21 protein-coding genes and 1 pseudogene are annotated in these 21,020 nt (G+C 70.8%); 10 read left to right on the top strand and 12 right to left on the bottom strand.

Going from position 1 to position 21,020, the window contains the following annotated elements; all coding sequences use genetic code 11:
- Positions 1 to 215 precede the first annotated feature (215 nt).
- Both AB0F04_RS12715 and AB0F04_RS12710 read left to right on the top strand, forming a co-directional pair.
- A complete protein-coding gene (locus AB0F04_RS12715) occupies positions 216 to 3,470 on the top strand; it encodes a S8 family serine peptidase (RefSeq protein WP_362040829.1) in 3,255 nt (1,084 codons plus the stop codon).
- Between the two features lie 93 nt (positions 3,471 to 3,563).
- A complete protein-coding gene (locus tag AB0F04_RS12710; protein ID WP_362040605.1) occupies positions 3,564 to 4,076 on the top strand; it encodes a hypothetical protein in 513 nt (170 codons plus the stop codon).
- 13 nt (positions 4,077 to 4,089) lie between these two features.
- On the opposite strand, the gene AB0F04_RS12705 is transcribed toward AB0F04_RS12710, so the two are convergent.
- Positions 4,090 to 5,004 carry a helix-turn-helix transcriptional regulator gene (locus AB0F04_RS12705; protein ID WP_362040603.1) on the bottom strand — a complete coding sequence of 305 codons (915 nt, stop codon included), beginning with the start codon at positions 5,002 to 5,004 and terminating at the stop codon, positions 4,090 to 4,092.
- Positions 5,005 to 5,183: 179 nt separating this feature from the next.
- Here AB0F04_RS12705 and AB0F04_RS12700 point away from each other — a divergent pair, with 179 nt between their 5' ends.
- From AB0F04_RS12700 to AB0F04_RS12690, 3 genes are all read left to right on the top strand, one after another.
- Positions 5,184 to 6,224 (top strand): NAD(P)-dependent alcohol dehydrogenase, encoded by a 1,041-nt coding sequence (locus tag AB0F04_RS12700; protein ID WP_362040601.1) that lies wholly within the window; start codon positions 5,184 to 5,186, stop codon positions 6,222 to 6,224.
- A 146-nt stretch (positions 6,225 to 6,370) separates the two neighbouring features.
- Complete coding sequence (locus AB0F04_RS12695) at positions 6,371 to 6,754, top strand: VOC family protein (RefSeq protein ID WP_053675455.1); 384 nt, start codon at positions 6,371 to 6,373, stop codon at positions 6,752 to 6,754.
- Between the two features lie 100 nt (positions 6,755 to 6,854).
- Positions 6,855 to 7,634, top strand: a complete 780-nt coding sequence (locus AB0F04_RS12690) for an SDR family oxidoreductase (protein ID WP_362040599.1) — start codon at positions 6,855 to 6,857, stop codon at positions 7,632 to 7,634.
- A 23-nt stretch (positions 7,635 to 7,657) separates the two neighbouring features.
- Here the strand turns inward: AB0F04_RS12690 and AB0F04_RS12685 are convergent, their stop codons facing one another.
- The 3 genes from AB0F04_RS12685 to AB0F04_RS12675 all read right to left on the bottom strand — a co-directional run bounded on the left by AB0F04_RS12685 (position 7,658) and on the right by AB0F04_RS12675 (position 10,633).
- A complete protein-coding gene (locus tag AB0F04_RS12685; protein WP_362040828.1) occupies positions 7,658 to 8,587 on the bottom strand; it encodes a DUF5829 family protein in 930 nt (309 codons plus the stop codon).
- Positions 8,588 to 8,669: 82 nt separating this feature from the next.
- The gene (locus AB0F04_RS12680; protein WP_362040597.1) at positions 8,670 to 9,362 is read right to left on the bottom strand and encodes a DUF4389 domain-containing protein; all 693 of its coding nucleotides are present in this window, start codon (positions 9,360 to 9,362) and stop codon (positions 8,670 to 8,672) included.
- A gap of 137 nt (positions 9,363 to 9,499) precedes the next feature.
- Complete coding sequence (locus AB0F04_RS12675) at positions 9,500 to 10,633, bottom strand: AI-2E family transporter (protein WP_362040595.1); 1,134 nt, start codon at positions 10,631 to 10,633, stop codon at positions 9,500 to 9,502.
- 163 nt (positions 10,634 to 10,796) lie between these two features.
- Here AB0F04_RS12675 and AB0F04_RS12670 point away from each other — a divergent pair, with 163 nt between their 5' ends.
- A complete protein-coding gene (locus AB0F04_RS12670; protein ID WP_362040593.1) occupies positions 10,797 to 11,141 on the top strand; it encodes a DUF4253 domain-containing protein in 345 nt (114 codons plus the stop codon).
- Between the two features lie 85 nt (positions 11,142 to 11,226).
- Here the strand turns inward: AB0F04_RS12670 and AB0F04_RS12665 are convergent, their stop codons facing one another.
- The 3 genes and pseudogenes from AB0F04_RS12665 to AB0F04_RS12655 form a co-directional block, all read right to left on the bottom strand.
- Positions 11,227 to 12,000 (bottom strand): hypothetical protein, encoded by a 774-nt coding sequence (locus AB0F04_RS12665; RefSeq protein ID WP_362040591.1) that lies wholly within the window; start codon positions 11,998 to 12,000, stop codon positions 11,227 to 11,229.
- 29 nt (positions 12,001 to 12,029) lie between these two features.
- A pseudogene (locus AB0F04_RS12660) lies at positions 12,030 to 12,275 on the bottom strand (peptide-methionine (S)-S-oxide reductase); the annotation flags it as partial.
- Between the two features lie 79 nt (positions 12,276 to 12,354).
- Positions 12,355 to 13,476: a hypothetical protein gene (locus AB0F04_RS12655; protein WP_362040589.1), complete on the bottom strand. Its 1,122-nt coding sequence runs from the start codon at positions 13,474 to 13,476 to the stop codon at positions 12,355 to 12,357.
- Positions 13,477 to 13,595: 119 nt separating this feature from the next.
- Between AB0F04_RS12655 and AB0F04_RS12650 the strand changes: the two genes are divergently transcribed.
- Positions 13,596 to 14,750, top strand: coding sequence for a cystathionine gamma-synthase (locus AB0F04_RS12650; protein ID WP_362040587.1), 1,155 nt, complete (start codon positions 13,596 to 13,598; stop codon positions 14,748 to 14,750).
- Between the two features lie 34 nt (positions 14,751 to 14,784).
- Here the strand turns inward: AB0F04_RS12650 and AB0F04_RS12645 are convergent, their stop codons facing one another.
- From AB0F04_RS12645 to AB0F04_RS12635, 3 genes are all read right to left on the bottom strand, one after another.
- The gene (locus AB0F04_RS12645) at positions 14,785 to 15,033 is read right to left on the bottom strand and encodes a hypothetical protein (RefSeq protein ID WP_362040585.1); all 249 of its coding nucleotides are present in this window, start codon (positions 15,031 to 15,033) and stop codon (positions 14,785 to 14,787) included.
- A 22-nt stretch (positions 15,034 to 15,055) separates the two neighbouring features.
- Positions 15,056 to 15,556 carry a sigma factor-like helix-turn-helix DNA-binding protein gene (locus tag AB0F04_RS12640; protein WP_362040582.1) on the bottom strand — a complete coding sequence of 167 codons (501 nt, stop codon included), beginning with the start codon at positions 15,554 to 15,556 and terminating at the stop codon, positions 15,056 to 15,058.
- A 283-nt stretch (positions 15,557 to 15,839) separates the two neighbouring features.
- Positions 15,840 to 16,346 (bottom strand): MarR family transcriptional regulator, encoded by a 507-nt coding sequence (locus tag AB0F04_RS12635; protein ID WP_362040826.1) that lies wholly within the window; start codon positions 16,344 to 16,346, stop codon positions 15,840 to 15,842.
- Positions 16,347 to 16,509: 163 nt separating this feature from the next.
- On the opposite strand from AB0F04_RS12635, the gene ilvA reads away from it, so the two are divergent.
- The 3 genes from ilvA (at position 16,510) to AB0F04_RS12620 (ending at position 19,744) form a co-directional block, all read left to right on the top strand.
- The gene (gene ilvA, locus AB0F04_RS12630; protein WP_362040580.1) at positions 16,510 to 17,739 is read left to right on the top strand and encodes a threonine ammonia-lyase; all 1,230 of its coding nucleotides are present in this window, start codon (positions 16,510 to 16,512) and stop codon (positions 17,737 to 17,739) included.
- Between the two features lie 173 nt (positions 17,740 to 17,912).
- Positions 17,913 to 18,890, top strand: a complete 978-nt coding sequence (locus AB0F04_RS12625) for an ATP-binding cassette domain-containing protein (protein WP_362040579.1) — start codon at positions 17,913 to 17,915, stop codon at positions 18,888 to 18,890.
- Positions 18,887 to 19,744 (top strand): ABC transporter permease, encoded by an 858-nt coding sequence (locus AB0F04_RS12620; RefSeq protein WP_362040577.1) that lies wholly within the window; start codon positions 18,887 to 18,889, stop codon positions 19,742 to 19,744. Before AB0F04_RS12625 ends, AB0F04_RS12620 begins: the two co-directional genes overlap by 4 nt.
- A gap of 55 nt (positions 19,745 to 19,799) precedes the next feature.
- On the opposite strand, the gene greA is transcribed toward AB0F04_RS12620, so the two are convergent.
- Both greA and AB0F04_RS12610 read right to left on the bottom strand, forming a co-directional pair.
- Positions 19,800 to 20,297, bottom strand: a complete 498-nt coding sequence (gene greA / locus AB0F04_RS12615) for a transcription elongation factor GreA (RefSeq protein WP_362040575.1) — start codon at positions 20,295 to 20,297, stop codon at positions 19,800 to 19,802.
- 179 nt (positions 20,298 to 20,476) lie between these two features.
- Positions 20,477 to 20,875 (bottom strand): DUF4307 domain-containing protein, encoded by a 399-nt coding sequence (locus tag AB0F04_RS12610; RefSeq protein ID WP_362040573.1) that lies wholly within the window; start codon positions 20,873 to 20,875, stop codon positions 20,477 to 20,479.
- Positions 20,876 to 21,020 lie beyond the last annotated feature (145 nt).

The following is a 21,020-nucleotide window of genomic DNA, read 5'->3' as shown; positions in this document are numbered from 1 at the left end:
GATTTCTTACCTTCCTCTCATCTATTGAGCACTTGATCACCCCTCGGCATACTGCGTGTTCCGGGGGGTGTACGTGCATGCGTACGAGACCACCTCCGGCCGGGTGAACGGGGATTCATCCGGTTCTTCTGCAAGGGGGAAACTTGCGCAGACAAGTGAAAAGGGCGTGCGCGGCCACGGTCGCCACAGCGGCTGCCGTGGCCCTGGCGGCGGGCATGACCAGCCCGGCGTCGGCCAACGGCGAACAGGCGGCAGCGGCCGCCAAGCCGGCGTCCCTCACCGCCAAGCACCGCATCACACTGATCACCGGCGACCGCGTCGTCCTCGACGCCAAGGGCCGTGTCATCGGCCTGGAGCACGCCAAGGGCCGTGAGAACGTACCCGCCCAGGTCCGCAAGGTCGACGGCCACACCCTGGTCATCCCGGCCGACGCCGCCCGCCTGGTCGCCACGGGCAAGCTCGACCAGCGGCTCTTCGACGTCACCGAGCTGAACAAGTCCGCGACCCGCAAGGCCCAGAAGAAGGGCCTGAAGGTCATCGTCGGCTACCAGGGCAGCCCCGCTGCCACCAAGGCCGACGTCCGCGAGGCGGGCACCGTGAGCCGCACGCTGAAGTCGGTGAACGCGGACGCGGTGCAGACACCGCAGAAGGACACCGCCGAACTCTGGGACGCGGTCACCAACGGCGAGAAGACCGCCGCCGGGATCGCGCACGTCTGGCTCGACGGCGTCCGCAAGGCCAGCCTCGACAAGTCCGTCGCGCAGATCGGCGCACCCAAGGCGTGGTCGGAGGGCTTCGACGGCAAGGGCACCAAGATCGCCGTCCTGGACACCGGTGTCGACGGCACCCACGACGACCTCAAGGGGCAGGTGATCGGCGCCAAGAACTTCACCGCCGCTCCCGACACCTCCGACAAGGTCGGCCACGGCACGCACGTCGCCTCCATCGCGGCCGGCACCGGCAAGAAGTCCGGTGGCACATACAAGGGCGTCGCGCCCGGCGCGAAGATCCTCAACGGCAAGGTCCTCGACGACGGCGGCTTCGGCAGCGACTCCGAGATCGTCGCGGGCATGGAGTGGGCCGCCGCCGAGGGCGCGGACGTCATCAACATGAGCCTGGGCGGCCTCGACACGCCCGCCATCGACCCGATGGAAGCGGCGGTGAACAAGCTCTCCGCGGAGAAGGGTGTTCTGTTCGCCATCGCGGCCGGCAACGAGGGCGACTTCGGTGAGCAGACCATCGGCTCCCCGGGCAGCGCCGCCGCGGCCCTGACCGTCGGCGCGGTCGACGACAAGGACAAGCTCGCCGACTTCTCCAGCCGCGGCCCCAGCACGGACGGCGCCCTCAAGCCCGACGTGACCGCGCCCGGTGTGGACATCACCGCGGCCTCCGCCCCGGGCAACCAGATAGCCCAGGAGGTCGGCGAGAAGCCGGCCGGCTACATGTCGATCTCCGGTACGTCCATGGCGACCCCGCACGTCGCGGGCGCGGCGGCGATCCTCAAGCAGCAGCACCCGGAGTGGAAGTACACCGAGCTCAAGGGCGCCCTCACCGGCTCCACCAAGGGCGGCAAGTACACCCCGTTCCAGCAGGGTTCGGGCCGCATCCAGGTCGACAAGGCCATCAAGCAGTCCGTGATCGCCGACCCCGCCTCGGTGAGCTTCGGGGTGCAGCAGTGGCCGCACACCGACGACAAGCCGGTCACCAAGGAACTGACGTACCGCAACCTCGGTACGAAGGACGTCACGCTGAAGCTGGCGTCGACGGCCACCAACCCGAAGAACCAGGCCGCCCCGGCCGGCTTCTTCAAGCTCGGCGCCACCTCGGTGACGGTCCCGGCCGGCGGCAAGGCCTCCGTGCCGTTCACCGTCGACACCAAGCTGGGCGGCACCGTCGACGGCGCGTACTCGGCGTACGTGACGGCGACGGGCGACGGCCAGACGGTCCGCACGGCGGCCGCGGTGCAGCGCGAGGTCGAGTCGTACGACGTGACGCTGAAGTTCCTCGACCGTGACGGCAAGGCGGCGAAGAACTACAGCGCCGGCCTGTCCGGCATCGCGGGCCTGGGCAAGGGGAAGGAGGCCGCGCCGTACGACGAGGACGGCACGGTCACCGCCCGCCTCCCCAAGGGCACCTACATCCTGAACACGAGCGTCTTCGTGGGCGACGACCCGGAGAAGTTCGAGGGCGTGGACTGGCTCGCCCAGCCCAAGCTGAACGTCACCAAGAACACGACCGTCACGCTGGACGCCCGCAAGGCCAAGCCGGTGGACATCACCGTCCCGGCCACCGGCGTCAAGTCGGAGTTCGCCTCGGCCGACTTCACGGTGGAGACCGATGACAGCAGCTACGGCTTCGGCTGGTGGCTGGACTCCTACGACAAGTTCCGCAGCGCCCACGTCGGCCCGCAGATCACCGACGGTTCGGTGACCCAGCAGTGGGACGGCCACTGGTCCAAGGGCGCCAAGGAGGAGTACGACGTCATCGCCGGCGGCCCGGTCAAGCAGCTCGCCACCGGTTTCACCAAGCACTACAAGGCGAGCGAGCTCGCCACGGTGAAGGCAGGCCTCGGCGCCTCGGCGAGCGGCAAGAAGGGCTCGATCAACGCGGTGGGCTGGATGCCGTGGAGCTCCAGCGCCTCCTCGATCGGCCTCCCGCAAACCCTGCCGGGTACCCGCACACTCCACCTGTCCGCCCAGGGTGGCGTGAAGTGGCAGCTCGAGTTCGCCCAGTCCGGCGGTGTGGACGCGGACGGCTTCCCGGTCGACGAGGCCGCCTACGAGATGGGCACGCACAAGTTCGCCGCCGGCAAGAGCTACTCGAAGAGCGTCAACACGGCTGTCTTCGGGCCGCGTCTGTCCGGCGACTTCGGCGTCATCCGTGAGGGCAACCAGATCTACGGTTCCCTGCCGCTCTTCGCCGACGGCAAGGGCAACGTGGGCTACTCGAAGTTCTCCGCGGTCGACACGACCCTCTACCGCAACGGCACCAAGGTCGGCAGCAACGACGACCCGCTGTTCGGCGACAAGCAGTTCAAGGTCCCGGCCGCCGACGCCGAGTACAAGCTGACGACCTCGGTCAAGCGCAGCGTCAAGGTCGCGTCGGCTTCCACCCGCGTCGACGCGAGCTGGACGTTCCGCTCGAAGAAGAGCAGCGGCATCACCAAGCTGCCCGTCTCCACCGCCCGCTTCCTCGCGGCCACGGACCTGAGCAGCAAGGCCCCGGCCGACAAGACCGTCAAGGTCCCGGTCACCGTCGAGGGTGCGGCCAAGGGCAGCAACCTGAAGTCGCTGTCGGTGTACGTCTCCTACGACTACGGCAAGACCTGGAAGAAGCTCACCGTCAAGGACGGCAAGGTGAGCGTCAAGAACCCGGCGAAGGGCAAGGGCATCTCCTTCCACGCCAAGATCGCCGACAAGAAGGGCAACAAGTCGACGATCTCGATCTACAACGCGTACTACGGCAAGTAGCACGCGCGGCGAGCACGCAGTGACGCAAGCGCGTCGACGGCCCGTCGGGAGCTTCGGCTTCCGGCGGGTCCGTCGCGTCAGTAGGGTCCTCGCATGACCGCCGCAGTGACCGCCATGATCACCGCCGTGGTGGGCGTCCTCGGCACGCTCTTCGCCCCGGTGCTCAGCCAGCGGTTCTCCGCCCGGCAGCGCGACGAGGAGACCCGGGCCGACGAGCGGCGGCGGCGCTTCGAGGAGCGCAGAGACGCCTACACGGCGATGAACAGGGCCTCGCGCCAGTTCCACACGCTGTTGAAGGACGCCCTGCACCGCCTCCGCGACGGGGTCTACGGCGACGCCGAGCGCGACCAACTCGAAGAGACCCGGCGCGAGTACCGGGACCGGTACGCCGAGGCCCAGATGATCGTGCCGGAACGCGTCCTGGAGGCCTCACGGTCCGTGAACGAGGTCCTCGCGGGCGTCGACGCGGCGGTCAAGCGGCTCGACCGGGGCGTGGCCCGGGACGGCGAGAGCGCCGAGGGGGCCCTTCGCGAGCTCAAGGCGGCCGAGCCGAGACTGTCCGCGATGCGCGGGCTGATGCGGGAGGACCTCGGCGTACCGGACTGAGACGCCGGCCCGCTCACTCCGACGGCGTCGAAGCCCTGGTCCCCGAGCGCGTCGCGTCCGCCCCCCAGCTCGCCAGCAGCCGCAAGGCCTCCGCCGACGGGGTGCCCGGTTCCGCGTGGTAGGTGACCAGGGACTGCTCACCGTCGTCGACCAGGCGGAACGTCTCGAAGGACAGGGTCAGGTCGCCGACCAGGGGGTGACGCAGGCGCTTGACGCCGTAGCTCTTCTCCTTGACGTCGTGGGCGGCCCACAGGCGGCGGAACTCCTCGCTCTTCACCGACAGCTCGCCCACCAGAGCCGACAGCCGCGGGTCGTCCGGGTGGCAGCCCGCGTCCATGCGCAGGTAGCCGACGATGTCCGCTGCCTTCTGCTCCCATTCGACGAACAGCTCGCGGTACTCCGGCCGCAGGAACACCATCCGTGCCCAGTTCCGCTCCTGGGCCGGCACCTCCGCCCAGTCGCCGAAGAGGGCCGACGCCATCCGGTTCCAGGCCAGGACGTCGGAGCGGCGTCCGACGATGTACGCCGGGACGCCCTCGATCGAGTCCAGCAGATGCCGCAGGGCCGGCCGCACCTGCCGGCTGCGTGCCACCGGCTTCTTCTTGTGCTGCTTCGGCTTCGCCAGATGCATCAGGTGCGCGTGCTCGGCGTCGCTCAGCCGCAGGGCGCGCGCGATGGCGTCCAGCACCTCCGCCGAGACATTGCGGCCGTTGCCCTGCTCCAGCCGTGTGTAGTACGCCACCGACACCCCGGCCAGCTGCGCGAGTTCCTCGCGGCGCAGCCCGGGCACCCGCCGCCGTCCGAAGTCGGGCAGCCCCATGTCCTCGGGCTTCAGCCGGGCCCGCCGGGTGCGCAGGAACTCGCTGAGTTCGGCGCGCCGGTCCAGGCCGCCACCGGCCGTCTGTGCGGGTTCGGGCTGTTCGTCCATGCGTTCCAGTATTCACGGTCGTACGCACACCAGCCTGACCCCGCCAGTGGTACGCACCGTGTGCGTACGCAAAACCGTGGTCTGGGTGAGCACGATCGAATCGGGCACGCTGGTGATCATGCCCGGTCAGAAGATCCAGAAGGCCGCCGGGCGCACAACCCCGCTAGGAGAACCCCGGCATGACCACTGTTGCTGCGTACGCCGCTCCCGCCCCCAAGGCTCCGCTGGAGCGCACCACCATCGAGCGCCGCGAGGTCCGCGAGTTCGACGTCCAGATCGACATCAAGTTCGCTGGCATCTGCCACTCCGACATCCACCAGGCCCAGGAGGGCTGGGGTGAGGCGATCTTCCCGATGGTCCCCGGCCACGAGATAGCCGGTGTCGTCTCCGCCGTCGGCCCGGGCGTCACGAAGTTCGCCGTCGGCGACCGGGTGGGCGTCGGCTGCATGGTCGACTCCTGCCGCGAGTGCGAGAACTGCAAGGACGGGCGCGAGCAGTACTGCGTCAAGGGCAACGTCCCGACGTACAACGGCATCGGCCACGACGGCGAGCCCACCTACGGCGGCTACGCGCAGAACGTCGTCGTCGACGAGAACTTCGTCGTCCGCATCCCCGACGGCCTCTCCCTCGACGTCGCCGCGCCGCTGCTGTGCGCCGGCATCACCCTCTACTCCCCGCTCCGCCGCTTCGGCGCCGGCCCCGGCAAGAAGGTCGCGATCGTCGGCCTGGGCGGCCTCGGCCACATGGGCGTCAAGATCGCCCACGCGCTCGGCGCCGAGGTGACCGTGCTGTCGCAGTCGCTGCGCAAGCAGGAGGACGGCCTGCGGCTGGGCGCCGACCACTACTACGCCACCAGCGACCCGAAGACCTTCGAGGAGCTGGCCGGCACGTTCGACCTGATCGTGTCCACGGTGTCCGCCCCGCTGGACTTCAACGCCTACCTGTCCCTGCTGAAGACCGAGGGCACGCTGGCCAACGTCGGCGCCCCCGAGGAGCCCGTCTCCCTCAACCTCTTCTCGGTGATCGGCGGTGGCAAGACCCTCGCCGGTTCCATGATCGGCGGAATCGCCGAGACGCAGGAGATGCTGGACTTCTGCGCCGAGCACGGCCTCGGCGCCGAGATCGAGCTGATCCGCGCCGACCAGATCAACGAGGCCTACGAGCGGGTTCAGGCCAGCGACGTGCGCTACCGGTTCGTGATCGACACGGCGACCATCTGACCCCGGCCCCATGTGCAGCAGCCCTGAGGGCCCCGGCCACGTGCCGGGGCCCTCAGGGCTTTCGTGATGTACGGCGGGCCGCAGGCGGGGTACACGTGGGGGAGTGCACCACAGGGGTTCGCCGGGTTTTCATGGGGAGGCCCGTCATGACCGTGCAGCTGAACCACACCATCGTCGTCGCCCACGACAAGCGCGCATCGGCCCGGTTCCTCGCCGACCTCCTGGGGCTCGACGTGAGTCCGCCCTACGGGCCCTTCCTCCCGGTCGAGATCCCCAACGGGGTGACGCTCGACTTCATGGACAGCCCGGGCGCCATCACGCCGCAGCACTACGCCTTCCTCGTCTCGGAGGAGGAGTTCGACGAGATCTTCGGCCGCATCCAGGAGGCCGGCCTGACCTACTGGGCGGACCCGTTCCACAGCCGCCCCGGGGAGATCAACCACAACGACGGCGGGCGCGGGGCCTACTTCGACGACCCCGACGGCCACCGCCTGGAGATCATCACGAGGCCCTACGGCAGCGGCGGCTGAACCGCCCGCACGCCGCTCGCACCCCGGCTCGTCACATCGTCGCGCCGCCGCCCGTCATACCGGCGAAGGCGACACCACGACGAACAACCGGGGAGCAGTCATGACATCACCGATCCTGGTCACCGGCGGCACGGGCACCCTCGGCGCCCACGTCGTCCCGCTGCTGTGCTCGTCCGGCCACGACGTGCGGGTCCTCACCCGGAGCGCCCGCCCCGCCGGGGACGGCGTCGAGTACGTCACCGGGGACCTGCTGACGGGCGACGGCGTTCAGGCCGCGGTCCGGGGCGCCGAGACGGTGCTGCACCTGGCGGGCGGCCCCAAGGGCGACGACGAGGCCACCCGCACCCTGGTGGCGGCCGCCGCCCGGGCCGGCGTGCGGCACCTGGTCCACGTCTCGGTCATCGGCGCCGACCGCATCCCGCTGGCCTGGATGCGGACGAAGCTGGAGTCGGAGCGGGCCGTCGCCGAGTCGGGCATCGGGTGGACGACCCTGCGCGCGGCCCAGTTCCACGACCTCGCACTGACCATGGTCGAGAAGATGGCGAAGCTGCCGGTCCTCCCGGTTCCCGGTGGTCTCCGGCTCCAGCCGGTCGACTCCCGCGAGGTCGCCGCCCGTCTCGCGGAACTGGCCCTCGGCGCCCCTTCGGGCCTGGTCCCGGACCTGGCCGGGCCGCACCTGTACGACCTCGCCGCCCTGGCCCGCCCCTACCTCCGCCTGCGCGACAGGCGCCGCCCCATGCTGCCGGTGCGCATCCCCGGGAAGGCGGGGCGGGCGTACCGGGCGGGGGAGAACCTGGCGCCGGCGGGGGCGGAGACGGGGAAGCGGACGTGGGAGGAGTTCCTGGCGGAGAGGCTGGGCCAGGGGCTGCCCCACGGGTGACCGGGCAGCCCCGGGCCCTGGTCCTACCCGGCGTCCGGCCGGTCCTGGTCCTCGAAGGTCCACACCGCCCGGGACCCCGGGCCCACCACGAGGGCCGAGTGGCCGATCCGCTCGACGTGCCGGTACGACACCGGGTGGTTCAGCGCCATCTCGACCTGCTCGAGCCCGACCCGGTCCAGGGGCACGGAATCGAACCGGATCGTGGTGCCGCCGCCCTTGGCGAGGACGCCGCCGTCCGGCAGGGAGCGGACCGCGAAACCGCCGGCCTTCAGCAGCGGCACCGTGGCGGCGAGGTCGCGTGCGGTCACCGCGAGCCGGATGCCGGTGACGTCCCGCATCAGGTGGTCGCGGTAGGCGTCGGACAAGTAGCGCTCCCGGCCCACGTCACCCGGGTGGGAGGCGGGCTCGGTGTTGCTGCGCGGGTCGGCGAAGTACTCCGGCCGGTACTCCATGCCCCAGGCGCCGAAGAGGTCGTACTCGCCGGTGGTGAAGACCGCGTCGAACCAGGGCACGGGGACGCCGTCGCCGAAGTCGCGCGTCTGCGGAAACTCGACCGGGTCGCTGATCCCGGCCTTCCGCAGCCGCTCGACCACCGTGGGCAGATCGCCGGCACGCTCGGTGGACACGCCCAGGCCGGCGGCGCCCAGGGTGCCGTCCTTGCCCGGTACGTCGCCCACTCCGAAGAGCTCGAAGTAGGTCTCGCGCCCCATCAGGTAGCGGCCGGTCCAGGTCTGCCCGCCGGAGCCGGTCGTGGTGCGGACCTGGAAGTTCGCGAAGTCCCGAAGATAGGAGGAGTGCTCGATGGCGTCCGCGGTCTGCCGGTCGAACACCCCGTAGGCGTGGTTGTAGAACAGCAGGTGCCGCCCCTCCGGGGCCCCCTTCTCCTCCGCCCGTGCCGTGCTCACGCCGCCCTGGACCGCCCCCGCGAGGGCCAGAGCGACGACCATGATCAGCTGTAACGCTCTTCTGAGAACCATGCCAGGGAGCGTAGGGCGGGAGGAATCGATTCCGCCGTGGATTGTTCCCGTTGCGCGGTCAGACCTTGGTCAGTGGGTCCGTCGGTGGCGGTGATGCCGCCGGTGGCGGTGAGGGCTCCTGCCCGCCCTGGTCGAGCCGGAACGGCGGGTACTGGTCCGTCAGCAGCGCGGCGTAGGCCGCCACCCGGGCCGCCCAGCGGGCGAGGCCGATCAGGAAGTCGAAGAGGCGCCGCGGATAGCGGGCGGTGAAGAGCAGGATGACGACGGCCACCAGGGAGAGGAAGGGCAGCAGCCCCCCGCCCCGCCAGTCGTCCCCGCCCCAGCCGCCCCCGACGATCATCCCGACGACGATGTACTGCGGGATCGCCAGCAGCCACCACTTCACCAGGACCAGTCCGCGCGACAGCCGTTCGGGATACGCGACGTCGAAGCGCGCCGGGTAGTCGGGCACGTCGGCGAGGGTGAAGGGCGGGTAGCGGTCGGTGCCGAGCGCGGTGTGCGCGTAGTAGCCGACCCGCCAGTTCCAGCGCAGTACGCCGACGCTGAAGTCGAAGAGGGGCCGCGGGTAGCGGGCGGTGAACAGGACGGCGAAGAAGGCGATCACCGTCACGACGGTGAACGCGATCCACAGGAACACCAGCACGATGTAGTGCGGGAGGGCGAGCAGCCATTTCACCAGCCACATCCACCGGGACAGGCGGGGATCGACGGACGCCTCCAGACGCACGGGTGACGCGACTACAGCAACCATGGGGCGGCTCTCCTCTCGCCTGCAGACTCGCAAGCGAGGAGGGGCCGCGCCACCCGGACAGGGCCGTTCGCGCGTCGGCGCGGCCGGGTGACCAGGGCCCTCGCGCCCGGTGCCCCAGGGCCGCCGCCCCCGGTCCGCTACGACGACGGGACGGCCGCTCCGGCATCCGGCTCGTCGGCGCCCGGCTCGTCGGCTGCCGCTTCGCCCGCCGGATCGGCGAGCTGCTCGCGCACGTAGTTCCACACCACCGCGATCAGCGCCGCCACGGGCACGGCGAGCAGGCTTCCCACGATGCCGGCCAGGTTGCCGCCCAGCGTCACCGCCAGCAGGACGACGGCCGCGTGCAGACCCAGGCCACGGCTCTGGATCATGGGCTGGAAGACGTTGCCCTCCAACTGCTGCACCACCACGATGATCACCAGCACGATCACCGCGTCCGTCGGACCGTTGGACACGAGCGCGATGAGCACCGCGACGAAGCCGGCGAACAGGGCGCCGATGATCGGCACGAACGCCGAGACGAACGTCAGCACCGCCAGCGGCAGCACCAGCGGGACACCCAGGACCCACAGGCCGAGCCCGATCAGGACGGCGTCGAGCAGGCCGACGGCCGCCTGGGACCGTACGAAGGCGCCCAGGGTGTCCCAGCTGCGCGCGCACACGGTCGGCACGTCCGTGGCGAAGCGGCCGGGCAGCTGACGGGAGAGCCACGGCAGGAAGCGCGGGCCGTCCTTCAGGAAGAAGAACATCAGGAAGAGCGCGAGGACGGCGATGACGACGCCGTTCACCACGGTGCTCACCCCGGTGACGACGGCGCCCACCATGCTGCCGACGCCCTCCTGGGCGCGGGAGACCGCGCTGTCGAAGGCCTGGTTGATCTGCGCGTCCCCGATGTTCAACGGCGGCCCGGCGGCCCACTCGCGAAGCCGCTGGATCCCCTCCACGACACCGTCGGTCAGCTCCCCGGACTGGGACGCCACCGGCACGGCGATCAGCGCCACCACACCGGCGGCGACCAGCAGGAACAGCACCGTCACCACGGACGCGGCCAGCGCGGGCGGCCACCCGCGCCGGCGCAGCAGCCGGGCCGCGGGCCAGGTCAGCGTGGTCAGCAGCAGCCCGACCACCAGCGGCCACACCACGGACCACATCCGGCCCAGCAACCACAACGCCACGGCGGACATGGCGAACACCAGCAGCAACTCGGCGGAAACCCGCGCGGATGTCCGCAGCGCGGCACGGGACCTGTCGGAACTCAAGGGCGCAGTCACGCAGGCACTTTACGGGTTGACGGGGCACCCGCAGCAGCCCCGTACCCCGGGAACTCCAGGTACTGCTGGTGCCACGGTCATCTGAGCAAGCGGCAGATGAAGGGCCGTACAGGACTCCCTGTTCGGGTGACCTGCTCGCCACCTTCTTCTCAGAGCCCCCCGAGTGGATCTGCCTTGTCTCCACCGAGGATCCCTCCGGTCTTCCGGAACTCCTGGACGCACCGTTCACGCCGAACCACGCGCCGTTTCCCGGCGGGGAAGGACTGTCCTACCGGGACCACGCGAGCGTCCTGCGGGCGTGGCACGACCGGTACGGTGCGGAGATCTGCTACCTAGACACCCACGAGGTGATGCTGTCGGTCGAGCACCCCCGGCGGCCCCGTTGGAGGCAGCACGAGTCGCGATCGAGCACTACGCCTACTGCCCCGACCTGGACCAGGTCATTGGAGGGTTGCCCGAGGTCGCTGTGCAGGTCCTGACGCGAACCTGGTTCTTCTGGTGGGACTGAGCAACCCTCCACCCACCGCTCGACAGGCTCGACGGGTCGAACCGGCTTCCTACCGGGTGAGTTCGGTGGCAGCCCGGCCTCGGGTTCATTCCGGCGCGAGCGCGTAGCGCGCCATGATGTCGAAGAGCAGCTCGACACGGCTTTGGACACGGTTGTCCACGGCTCCCTGGACACTCACGGACACCTCGTCGCCGTGCACGGATCGGGCGATGTGAAGATCCAGGCGGTCGCGTCCGACGAGGGGGTAGGTGTACCAGGCCGAGCGTGGTCGGTCGTCGTCGGTCTCGGGCAGTGCCGTGCCGATGGCCAACCAGTCGCTGTCGTCGAAGTCGTAGTCCACTTCCGCCGCGAGGTACTCGCAGAAAGGGCGGAGATTGCGCAGCCAGATCCAACCTGCCGCGACCGTCCTGCTCGGCTGAGTGCCGGGCGATGAGTCGACCACGGTGTCGAGGTCCTCGTACAGACAATCCAGCGAGCGGTGCGTCGGCTCTCCGGCGGGTGTCGTCTCCGTGAGCACCCATCCGGGCATCTGCTGTCGTATGTCGGCGGGGAGGTCGTCGCTGTCCGGGTCCGCCAGTCGGCGCAAGACGCTGAAGGCCGTCTCACGGGCAACGAGGCGAGCAAGGAGCCCGAGATCCATCGCGGGATTCGACTCGGTCGCCCCCTCGGCGTCACTGTCATCACGGAGGGAGCTGACCGAAGCCGTGTCCCACGCCTCGATGTCTTGCCGTAGCGCTCGGAGGAACCGGTACCGAGCCAGCTGGGGAAGATTCTCCGCAACCTCTGATGCAGCCCAGCCTTGCGGATCGTCAGCGCCGAGAGCTGCGAACAGTCGTGCGATCTTCTCGTTGTCGCTCACTTCGCATCAACCATCGGCCTGGGCAACGCCGTGTGGCCGCCCTGGTAGCCGACGAGGGTCGTCCACACACCGGCCGGAAGCTGCCAGAACGTGCGCTCGGCGCCCCAGAAGCAGCCCAGGCCGAAGTCCGCGGTCTCCAGGCCCTGGGGGTACGGGCCGAGCAGCGGGTTGCCGAGGACGGTGTGGCGGTCGGGGACCGTGAACGCCGGCTCCGGGCGCCCGGGCAGCGCCTGCCCGGCGGTCGGCAGCCGGGGCGTACGGCTGTGCAGGAACATGCGGTCTCCCCTCGTGGCGACGCCCTCGTCAACGTGCCGGAGGGGTCCGGAATTCCGGTCGGGCCCGGCCCGGGCGGGCTCAGTGCGGCAGGCTCGCCGGGCTGCCGCCGTTCGCCTCGTAGCCCGCCACCGCCAGGGCCCGGTACACGGCGAACTCCGCCGCCGGGTCGGCGGACAGGGTCCAGGGCAGGGCGCCCACGTGGCCGTCGATGTGCACCAGCTGGTTCATGGCCTCCGCCCAGCGCTCGCTGCGGACCAGGAAGAACACCAGCATGTGCCGGACATGGGCCAGCATCGGGTCGTCGGGACGGGCCGAGTGCACCGCGTGCAGCGCGCCGTGGACCGCCTTCGTGACGACCTCGCTCTGCCAGAAACTCGCGACGAGGGTCACCTCGGGGAGGTGCTCGAACACCGCGAACAGGGGCATCGCGGCCAGGAGGGAGCCCCGGGGCGCCCGGGCCGCCGCGGCCTCGGCGAACGCGTACGCCTCCGCACGCGAGCCGTGCCACTTCTCGCACCAGTAGTGCAGCGCCGCCAGGTGCGCCCCCATGTGGGCCGGGGCGCGGTCCAGGATCTTCAGCCAGACCTGCTCGAAGTCCTTCTGGGAGTAGCCGAGGCCGCGGGCCACCGACAGCTCGACGATGTACGGGATCGGATCACCGGGGGCGAGCAGCGCCGCCTCACCGCACGCCGACCTGGCCTCCTCCATGATGATCCGGAACTCGTCCGTCCCCGGCGCCGCCGTCCGCCACGCCTGCTGCACCAGGAACTCGGCGTGCACCGCCGCACCGCCCGCGTCCTTGGGCGCCTCGGCCCGCCACACCCGCAGCCACTGCCCGCCCGGCGCCTCACTCACCCCGCCGGGCCGCCGCGCGAGCTCCAGCGAGGCAGCGCCCGCGAAGGCCTGCACGCGCTGCCAGCGCCGCTCGCCCTCCGTCTCCGTGCCCGCCAGGAGCTGCTGCGCGGCGCGGTGGTCCTGCGTGCGCTGCACCACGTCCAGGACGTCCAGCAGGTCCTGGTCGGGGCCCGGCATGCGGATGTCGAGCTCCTCCTCCCGGACGAAGCCGTAGTTCGCCGGGTCCGCCGCGTCCGGGTGGTCGGGCGAGACCAGCCCTGTGGCACCGCCGCGCCTGCGCCGCAGGAAGGGGAGCAGCACGAAGCCCAGCATGACCAGCGCGATCAGGACCCAGAGAATCTCCATGCGTCAAGCGAACCAGACCGCGCCGACAATTGGCCAACCTGCTCCCCGAACCTGTGGAAAACCCGGCGTCGCCGCTGTCCCCCGGCGCGCTGCGCTTCGGCGCATTACCCTCGGTGCCCATGAGCGACAGCCACATCAGTCAGCACTTCGAGACGCTCGCGATCCACGCGGGCAACACCGCCGACCCTCTGACGGGCGCGGTCGTCCCGCCGATCTACCAGGTCTCGACCTACAAGCAGGACGGCGTCGGCGGGCTGCGCGGCGGCTACGAGTACAGCCGCAGCGCCAATCCCACCAGGACCGCGCTGGAGGAGAACCTCGCCGCCCTGGAGGGCGGCCGCCGCGGGCTCGCGTTCGCGTCCGGGCTGGCGGCCGAGGACTGCCTGCTGCGTACGCTGCTCGCCCCCGGCGACCACGTGGTCATCCCGAACGACGCCTACGGCGGCACGTTCCGGCTGTTCGCCAAGGTCGTCGCCCGCTGGGGCGTCGAGTGGTCGGTCGCCGACACCAGCGACCCGGCGGCCGTCCGGGCCGCCGTCACCCCGAAGACCAAGGCCGTCTGGGTGGAGACGCCCTCCAACCCGCTGCTCGGCATCACCGACATCGCGGCCGTCGCGCAGGTCGCCCGGGACGCCGGGGCCCGTCTCGTCGTCGACAACACCTTCGCCACGCCCTATCTCCAGCAGCCGCTGTCGCTGGGCGCGGACGTCGTCGTGCACTCGCTGACCAAGTACATGGGCGGTCACTCCGACGTCGTCGGCGGCGCCCTGGTCACCGGTGACGCCGCCCTGGGCGAGGAACTGGCCTTCCACCAGAACGCGATGGGCGCGGTCGCCGGGCCCTTCGACTCCTGGCTGGTGCTGCGCGGCACCAAGACGCTCTCCGTGCGCATGGACCGGCACAGCGAGAACGCGGTCAAGGTCGCCGACATGCTCACCCGGCACCCGCGCGTGACGAGCGTGCTCTACCCGGGCCTGCCGGAGCACCCCGGCCACGAGGTGGCCGCCAAGCAGATGAAGTCCTTCGGCGGCATGATCTCCTTCCGCGTCGCGGGCGGCGAGGAGGCGGCCGTTGAGGTGTGCAACCGGGCGAAGATCTTCACGCTGGGCGAGTCCCTGGGCGGCGTCGAGTCGCTGATCGAGCACCCCGGCCGCATGACGCACGCCTCCGTGGCCGGATCGGCCCTGGAGGTCCCCGCCGACCTGGTGCGGCTGTCCGTCGGCATCGAGAACGCCGAGGACCTGGTGGAGGACCTCCAGCAGGCGCTCGGCTAGACCCGTACGGAGACCGGTACGGCCCCCGTCGGGGTCACCAGCCGGTGAGGGGTGGAGTCGTGTCGGACGGCGGCTCCACCCAGGGGCGGGCCGTCAGCGCCCACACCGTGAACGCCACGGCCGCCGCGCACAGCAGCAGCCACATCAGCCGGCGGGCGAGCGTCCTGCGCCGCAGCATGCGGCCACCGCGGCGCACCGCCTCGGTGTGGATCTCGGGCGGCAGCGGCCGCGCCGGCTGCTCCAGGAGCCTGCGTACGGCCGCCTCGCGGTCGTTCCCGCTCATGCCGCTCTCCGGCCGGCGGGGCTCACGGCGTCGCCTTCGTGGCCGTCACCGCCGGGGCCGGGCCCCGCGAGCGGTGCAGCAGGGCCGAGGTCGCCCGGTGGCAGATCGCCCGCACGCGTTCCGGGGACAGACCGAGCAGGGCGGCCGTCTGCTCCTCGGCGACACCTTCGTGGAGCCGGAGCACCACAATCAGCCGTTCCTGCGGGGCGAGCCGGGCCAGGGGGCTCGCGGGGTGCGGCCGGGCGCGGCCGAGTGCCCCGTGCCGGTGCCAGGCGCCGCGCGCGAAGCGGATCGCGAGCTGCCGGCGGGTGCGATCGTACGGATCCTCGCCGTGCAGCCGGTCCCAGCCCGCGTAGGTGTGCGCCAGCGACAGCGTCAGCAGGCGCCGCGCGCGGGGGTTGTCGTCGGGGGACTCGGCGGTGAGCAGCGTGGCGGCGTGCAGCAGCCGCCCGGCCGCGCCCGCGACGAACGCCTCGAACTCCCGGTTGCGACGGGCTGCCCGGGACGCATGCCGCTCCAGCACCGCACCTCCCGCCCGACGGTGACCCCGAGGATGCGGACCCCGGCCGCGCGCGACGGGGGCCCGGTCTCATATCAGGCCAGGGAGGGCCCGGAGGTCAAGAGCCGCGCACGGCTCGGACGGTGGCGCGTACGCCCGGGCGGTGCGTACGGCTCGGCAGGTGCCACGTACGGCTCGGCGGGTGAGACGTGCGCGGACGGACCCGGCCGCCCCCGTGAGGCCCGGCCCGTCCGCATGCGTCCCGCCCGCCGGGCCGACGCCGTCGGCGTGGCCGGCCGCCGGGCGCTCAGGACGCCGGCTGTGCCTCCGGCCCCGGCATCCCCTGCGCCGCCATCCGGGAGGACAGCGCGGTGTTGAAGCGCGTGAGGAGGTCGCAGAACGCCTCGCGCTCGTCGGGCTCCCAGTCGTGCGTCAGCTCGGCCATCAACTGGCGCCGGGAGGAGCGCACTTCTTCCAGCCGGGCCTGCCCGCGCGGGGACAGCTGCAGCACGACCGCGCGTCCGTCCTCGGGGTGCGAGGTGCGCTTGACCAGGCCGGTGTCGACGAGCGGAGCCACCTGACGGGTGACCGTCGAGGAGTCGATCCCCATGCTCGCGGCGAGCGCCTTGACGCCCATCGGACCTTCCTTGTCGAGGCGGTTGAGCAGCAGATACGCGGCGCGGTCCATGGAGTTGCGCACCTGCCCGACCCCGCCGAGCCGGGTCTGTTCGGCACGGCGGGCGAACAGCGCCACCTCGTGCTGCAGCGTGTCGAGAAGACCGGTGTCACCGACGGTCGTCATGTCCATCGACATTTCAGGTGTTGTGGGCATCGCCGGGGGCTCACTTCGTGGAGGGCTGGCAGATTGGGGGACAGGGTACGCGGCCGGAGGGCAGGCCGTACCGGCGCTGGGCAAAGCGGGTCTCGGAGGTTGGTCACAACGGTCGTTCCCGCCTGTGAACTGCGATGCTGGAGTCATGAGCTACCGCACCGCTGACTCCTTTCGGCCCGTCACCCTCGACGACGTGCGCGGCGCGCAGAAGATGCTGTCGGGTGTGGCGCGGGTGACCGCGATGGAGGGCAGCAGGCACCTGTCCCAGACGGTCGGTGCCCCGGTGCACCTCAAGTGCGAGAACCTCCAGCGGACGGGCTCGTTCAAGCTGCGCGGCGCGTACGTGCGGATCGCCGGTCTGCTTCCTGAGGAGCGTGCCGCCGGTGTCGTCGCCGCGAGCGCCGGCAACCACGCGCAGGGCGTCGCCCTCGCGTCCTCCCTCCTGGGCGTGCGCTCCACGGTGTTCATGCCGAAGGGCGCCCCGCTGCCCAAGGTGAGCGCCACCCGGGACTACGGGGCGGAGGTGCGGCTGCACGGCCAGGTGGTCGACGAGACGCTGGCCGCCGCGCAGGAGTACGCGGCCGAGACGGGCGCGGTGTTCATCCACCCCTTCGACCACCCCGACATCATCGCCGGCCAGGGCACGGTGGGCCTGGAGATCCTGGAGCAGTGCCCCGAGGCGCGCACGGTCGTCGTCGGCATCGGCGGGGGCGGGCTGGCCGCCGGGATCGCGGTGGCGGTGAAGGCGCTGCGCCCGGAGGTGCGGGTCGTGGGCGTGCAGGCGGCGGGCGCGGCGGCCTATCCGCCCTCGCTGGCCGCGGGCCGGCCGGTGTCGGTGGAGAGTCCGGCGACGATGGCCGACGGCATCAAGGTCGGGCGGCCGGGCGACGTGCCGTTCCGGATCGTCGGCGAGCTGGTCGACGAGGTGCGCACGGTCAGCGAGGACGAGCTGTCCGCCGCGCTGCTGCTGTGCCTGGAGCGGGCCAAGCTGGTGGTGGAGCCGGCCGGGGCGAGCCCGGTCGCGGCGCTGCTGAGCGACCCCGGCGCCTTCGAGGGCCCGGTCGTCGCGGTGCTGTCCGGCGGCAACGTCGATCCGGTGCTGATGGAGCGGGTGCTGCGGCACGGCATGGCCGCGCAGGGCCGTTACCTGGCGGTCCGGCTGCGGCTGACGGACCGGCCCGGTGCCCTTGCCACTCTTCTGGGCGTGTTGTCAGTGGTCGACGCTAACGTCCTCGATGTGAGCCATGTACGGACCGACCCACGGCTCGGGCTCACGGAGGCGGAGGTCGAGCTGCACCTGGAGACGAAGGGCCCGGCGCACTGCGCCGAGGTGGGTCAGGCGTTGCGCGAGGCGGGCTACACGGTCATCGGCTGAGCGGGCTTCCCGACCCGGTCACGATGGGTCCCCGACCCGGTCAAGATCCTTTCGTCTCACGGAGAGCAACACGGAGAAACTCATTGTGAGACGCGATACATCGCGTTATGGTGTGTCGGTGAGAAGCATCACCGGACACCTGTCCGGTCGTCCCCGAAGACGTGGAGACTCATATGCCAGGCGCCATCTACGCCGAAGATCTGGTCAAGACCTTCGGTGATGTAAAGGCCTTGGACGGCGTCGACCTCGACGTGCCCGAAGGCACGGTCCTCGGCCTGCTCGGGCCGAACGGCGCGGGCAAGACCACCACCGTCCGCTGTCTGACCACCCTGCTGCGGCCCGACAGCGGGCGGGCGGTCGTCGCGGGCATCGACGTGCTGAAACACCCCGACGCGGTCCGCCGCTCCATCGGCCTGTCCGGCCAGTTCGCGGCCGTCGACGAATACCTCACCGGCCGGGAGAACCTCCAGATGGTCGGGCAGCTCTACCAGATGCGGGCCAAGGCGGCGAAGGAGCGCGCGGCCGAACTGCTCGAGCAGTTCCACCTCACCGACGCCGCCGACCGGCCCACCAAGACCTACTCGGGAGGCATGCGCCGCCGCCTCGACCTCGCGGCGGCCCTGGTCGTCTCGCCACCCGTGATGTTCATGGACGAGCCGACCACCGGCCTGGACCCCCGCAACCGCCAGCAGCTGTGGGAGGTCATCAAGCAGCTGGTCTCCGGCGGCACCACCCTGCTGCTCACCACCCAGTACCTGGAGGAGGCCGACCACCTGGCCCACGACATCGCGGTGGTCGACCACGGCAAGGTCATCGCCAAGGGCACCTCCGACCAGCTCAAGGCCCGCACCGGCGGCGAGCGCGTCGAGGTCGTGGTGCACCAGCGCGAGCACATCCGGGCCGCCGCCGAGGTCCTCGCGGGCTTCGGCAAGGGCGAGACCACCGTCGAGGACCACATGCGCAAGCTCACCGCCCCCGTGACCGGCGGCGCCAAGCTCCTCGCCGAGGTCATCCGCGAACTGGACACCCGCGGCATCGAGATCGACGACATCGGCCTGCGCAGGCCGACCCTGGACGACGTCTTCCTGTCCCTCACCGGACACGTGGCCGAGGCCAAGGACCAGGAGAACGACAAGGAGGCAGCCCAGTGAGCGCCGTCACCGACACCGTGCGGGTCGCACCGGCCGCGAACCCGGTCAGCCAGTCGATCCGGGACTCGATGGTCGTCGCCAAGCGCAACCTGATCCGCATGTCCCGGATCCCCGAGATGATCATCTACGGGCTGATCCAGCCGATCATGTTCGTGGTGCTGTTCACCTACGTCTTCGGCGGCTCCATGCAGATCGGCAACAGCACCAGCGCCGCCGACTACAAGAACTTCCTGATGGCGGGCATCTTCGCGCAGACCGTCACCTTCGCCACCGCCAGCTCCGGCGCCGGCATCGCCGACGACATGCACAAAGGACTCATCGACCGCTTCCGCTCCCTGCCGATGGCACGCGGCGCGGTCCTCACCGGCCGCACCCTCGCCGACTCCGTGCAGACCGCCCTCACCCTCGTCGTCCTCGCCGTGGTCGCCCTGCTGGTCGGCTGGCGCGTCGGGTCGGACGGCAGCACCAACGCCGCCAGAGTCCTCGCGGCCTTCGGCCTGCTGCTCCTGCTCGGCTACGCGTTCACCTGGATCGGCGCCCTGATCGGCATGTCGGTGAAGACTCCCGAGGCGGCCACGTCCAGCGGCCTCATCTGGCTCTTCCCGGTCACCTTCATCTCCAACGCCTTCGTGGACACCAGCCACATGACGCCGTGGCTGCGCCACATCGCGGAGTGGAACCCCTTCAGTGCCACGGTGCAGGCCTGCCGCGTGCTGTTCGCCAACCCGGGACAGTCCACGTCGGACGCCTGGCCCATGCAGCACCCCGTGTGGGCCTCGCTGATCTACTCGATCCTGATCCTGGTGGTCTTCCGGACCCTGGCGGTGCGCAAATACCGCTCGGCGACGGCATGACGATGCCCCCGGCACCGCAGCGGCGCCGGGGGCACGTCAGGGATCGGGTGGCCGGTCAGCCCTCGTACGGCTCGGCCTTGAGGATCTTCACCAGGGCCTTCTTGCCGTTCGGCAGCTCGTACTGCGCGTCCTCGCCGACCTTGTGGCCGATCACGCCGCTGCCCAGCGGGGACTGCGGCGAGTAGGTCTCGATGTCGGAGCTCGCGTACTCGCGGGACGCGAGCAGGAACGTCAGCGTGTCGTCCTCGTCACCGTCGAAGGCGATCGTGACGACCATGCCGGGCGCCACCGCACCGTCCGCCGCGGGCGCTTCGCCGACCTTGGCGTTCTCGAGGAGCTGGGTGAGCTGGCGCACACGGAGCTCCTGCTTGCCCTGCTCCTCCTTGGCCGCGTGGTACCCGCCGTTCTCACGCAGGTCGCCCTCCTCGCGCGCCGCGGCGATCTTCGCGGAGATCTCCGCCCGCGCGGGACCAGTAAGGTACTCAAGCTCAGCCTTGAGCTTGTTGTACGCCTCCTGGGTCAGCCAGGTGACGTTCTCGCTGGTCTGGGTCACAGGTGCTCCTCGTAGGTACTGGGAATACAAAGCATCGCCCTACCCAGAAGAATGTTCCTTCACGGAAGGGCGAAACCACGAGCCTAACAATTCAGGGGCCCGAGGGGGAGGACATAAGCGACCAGAATCACGTCAATGCAGGTCAGCATCTACGTATTCCAGGTGACCCCGAGCGGTCGTCAGCCGGCGTGGCAGCCCAGCAGCTCGGCCGTCGTCCCCGGGGAGGTCGTACGGAGCGTGACGACCTTGTCGATGCGGGTCCCGTCCCCGTCGAAGCGGAAGTCGGCCCGGCCCACCTCGGCGCCGTTCTCGGCCTGCGAGCGCACGGTGCAGTAGCCGTCGGTGCCGGCGTCCTTGCGGACCTCCAGATGCACCTGCACGGACCTCTTGCCCGGCTCGAAGCTGATCACCTCGGCACTGATCTCGCTCTTGGCGACGTAGTGGTAGCCGAACCAGCCGACGAGCCCCAGCAGTGCCACCGCCAGGACGGCGCCCACGACCTTGAGCGTGCGGTCGGCGCGCTCGTCCGAGGAACGGCCGTAACGGCCCTCGGGCAGTCGCGTGCTCGCCGAACTCATGATCGTCCTCCAGGCAGGGCCGGGACCGAGGTCCCGGAAGGGGCTCCAGGACCGGGCCCCGGAATTATTCGCCCCCCGATTCGGTCACTATAGAAGCCGCTGATTGCGCCGACGCACACCGGGCGCCGACTTACTGAGGATTGAG

Origin of the sequence: Streptomyces sp. NPDC029041 (assembly GCF_040637515.1) — a bacterium.
Lineage (GTDB): Bacteria > Actinomycetota > Actinomycetes > Streptomycetales > Streptomycetaceae > Streptomyces.
Note: the sequence above shows the minus strand (reverse complement) of the source record. Positions and strands in the feature narration are given on the sequence as shown.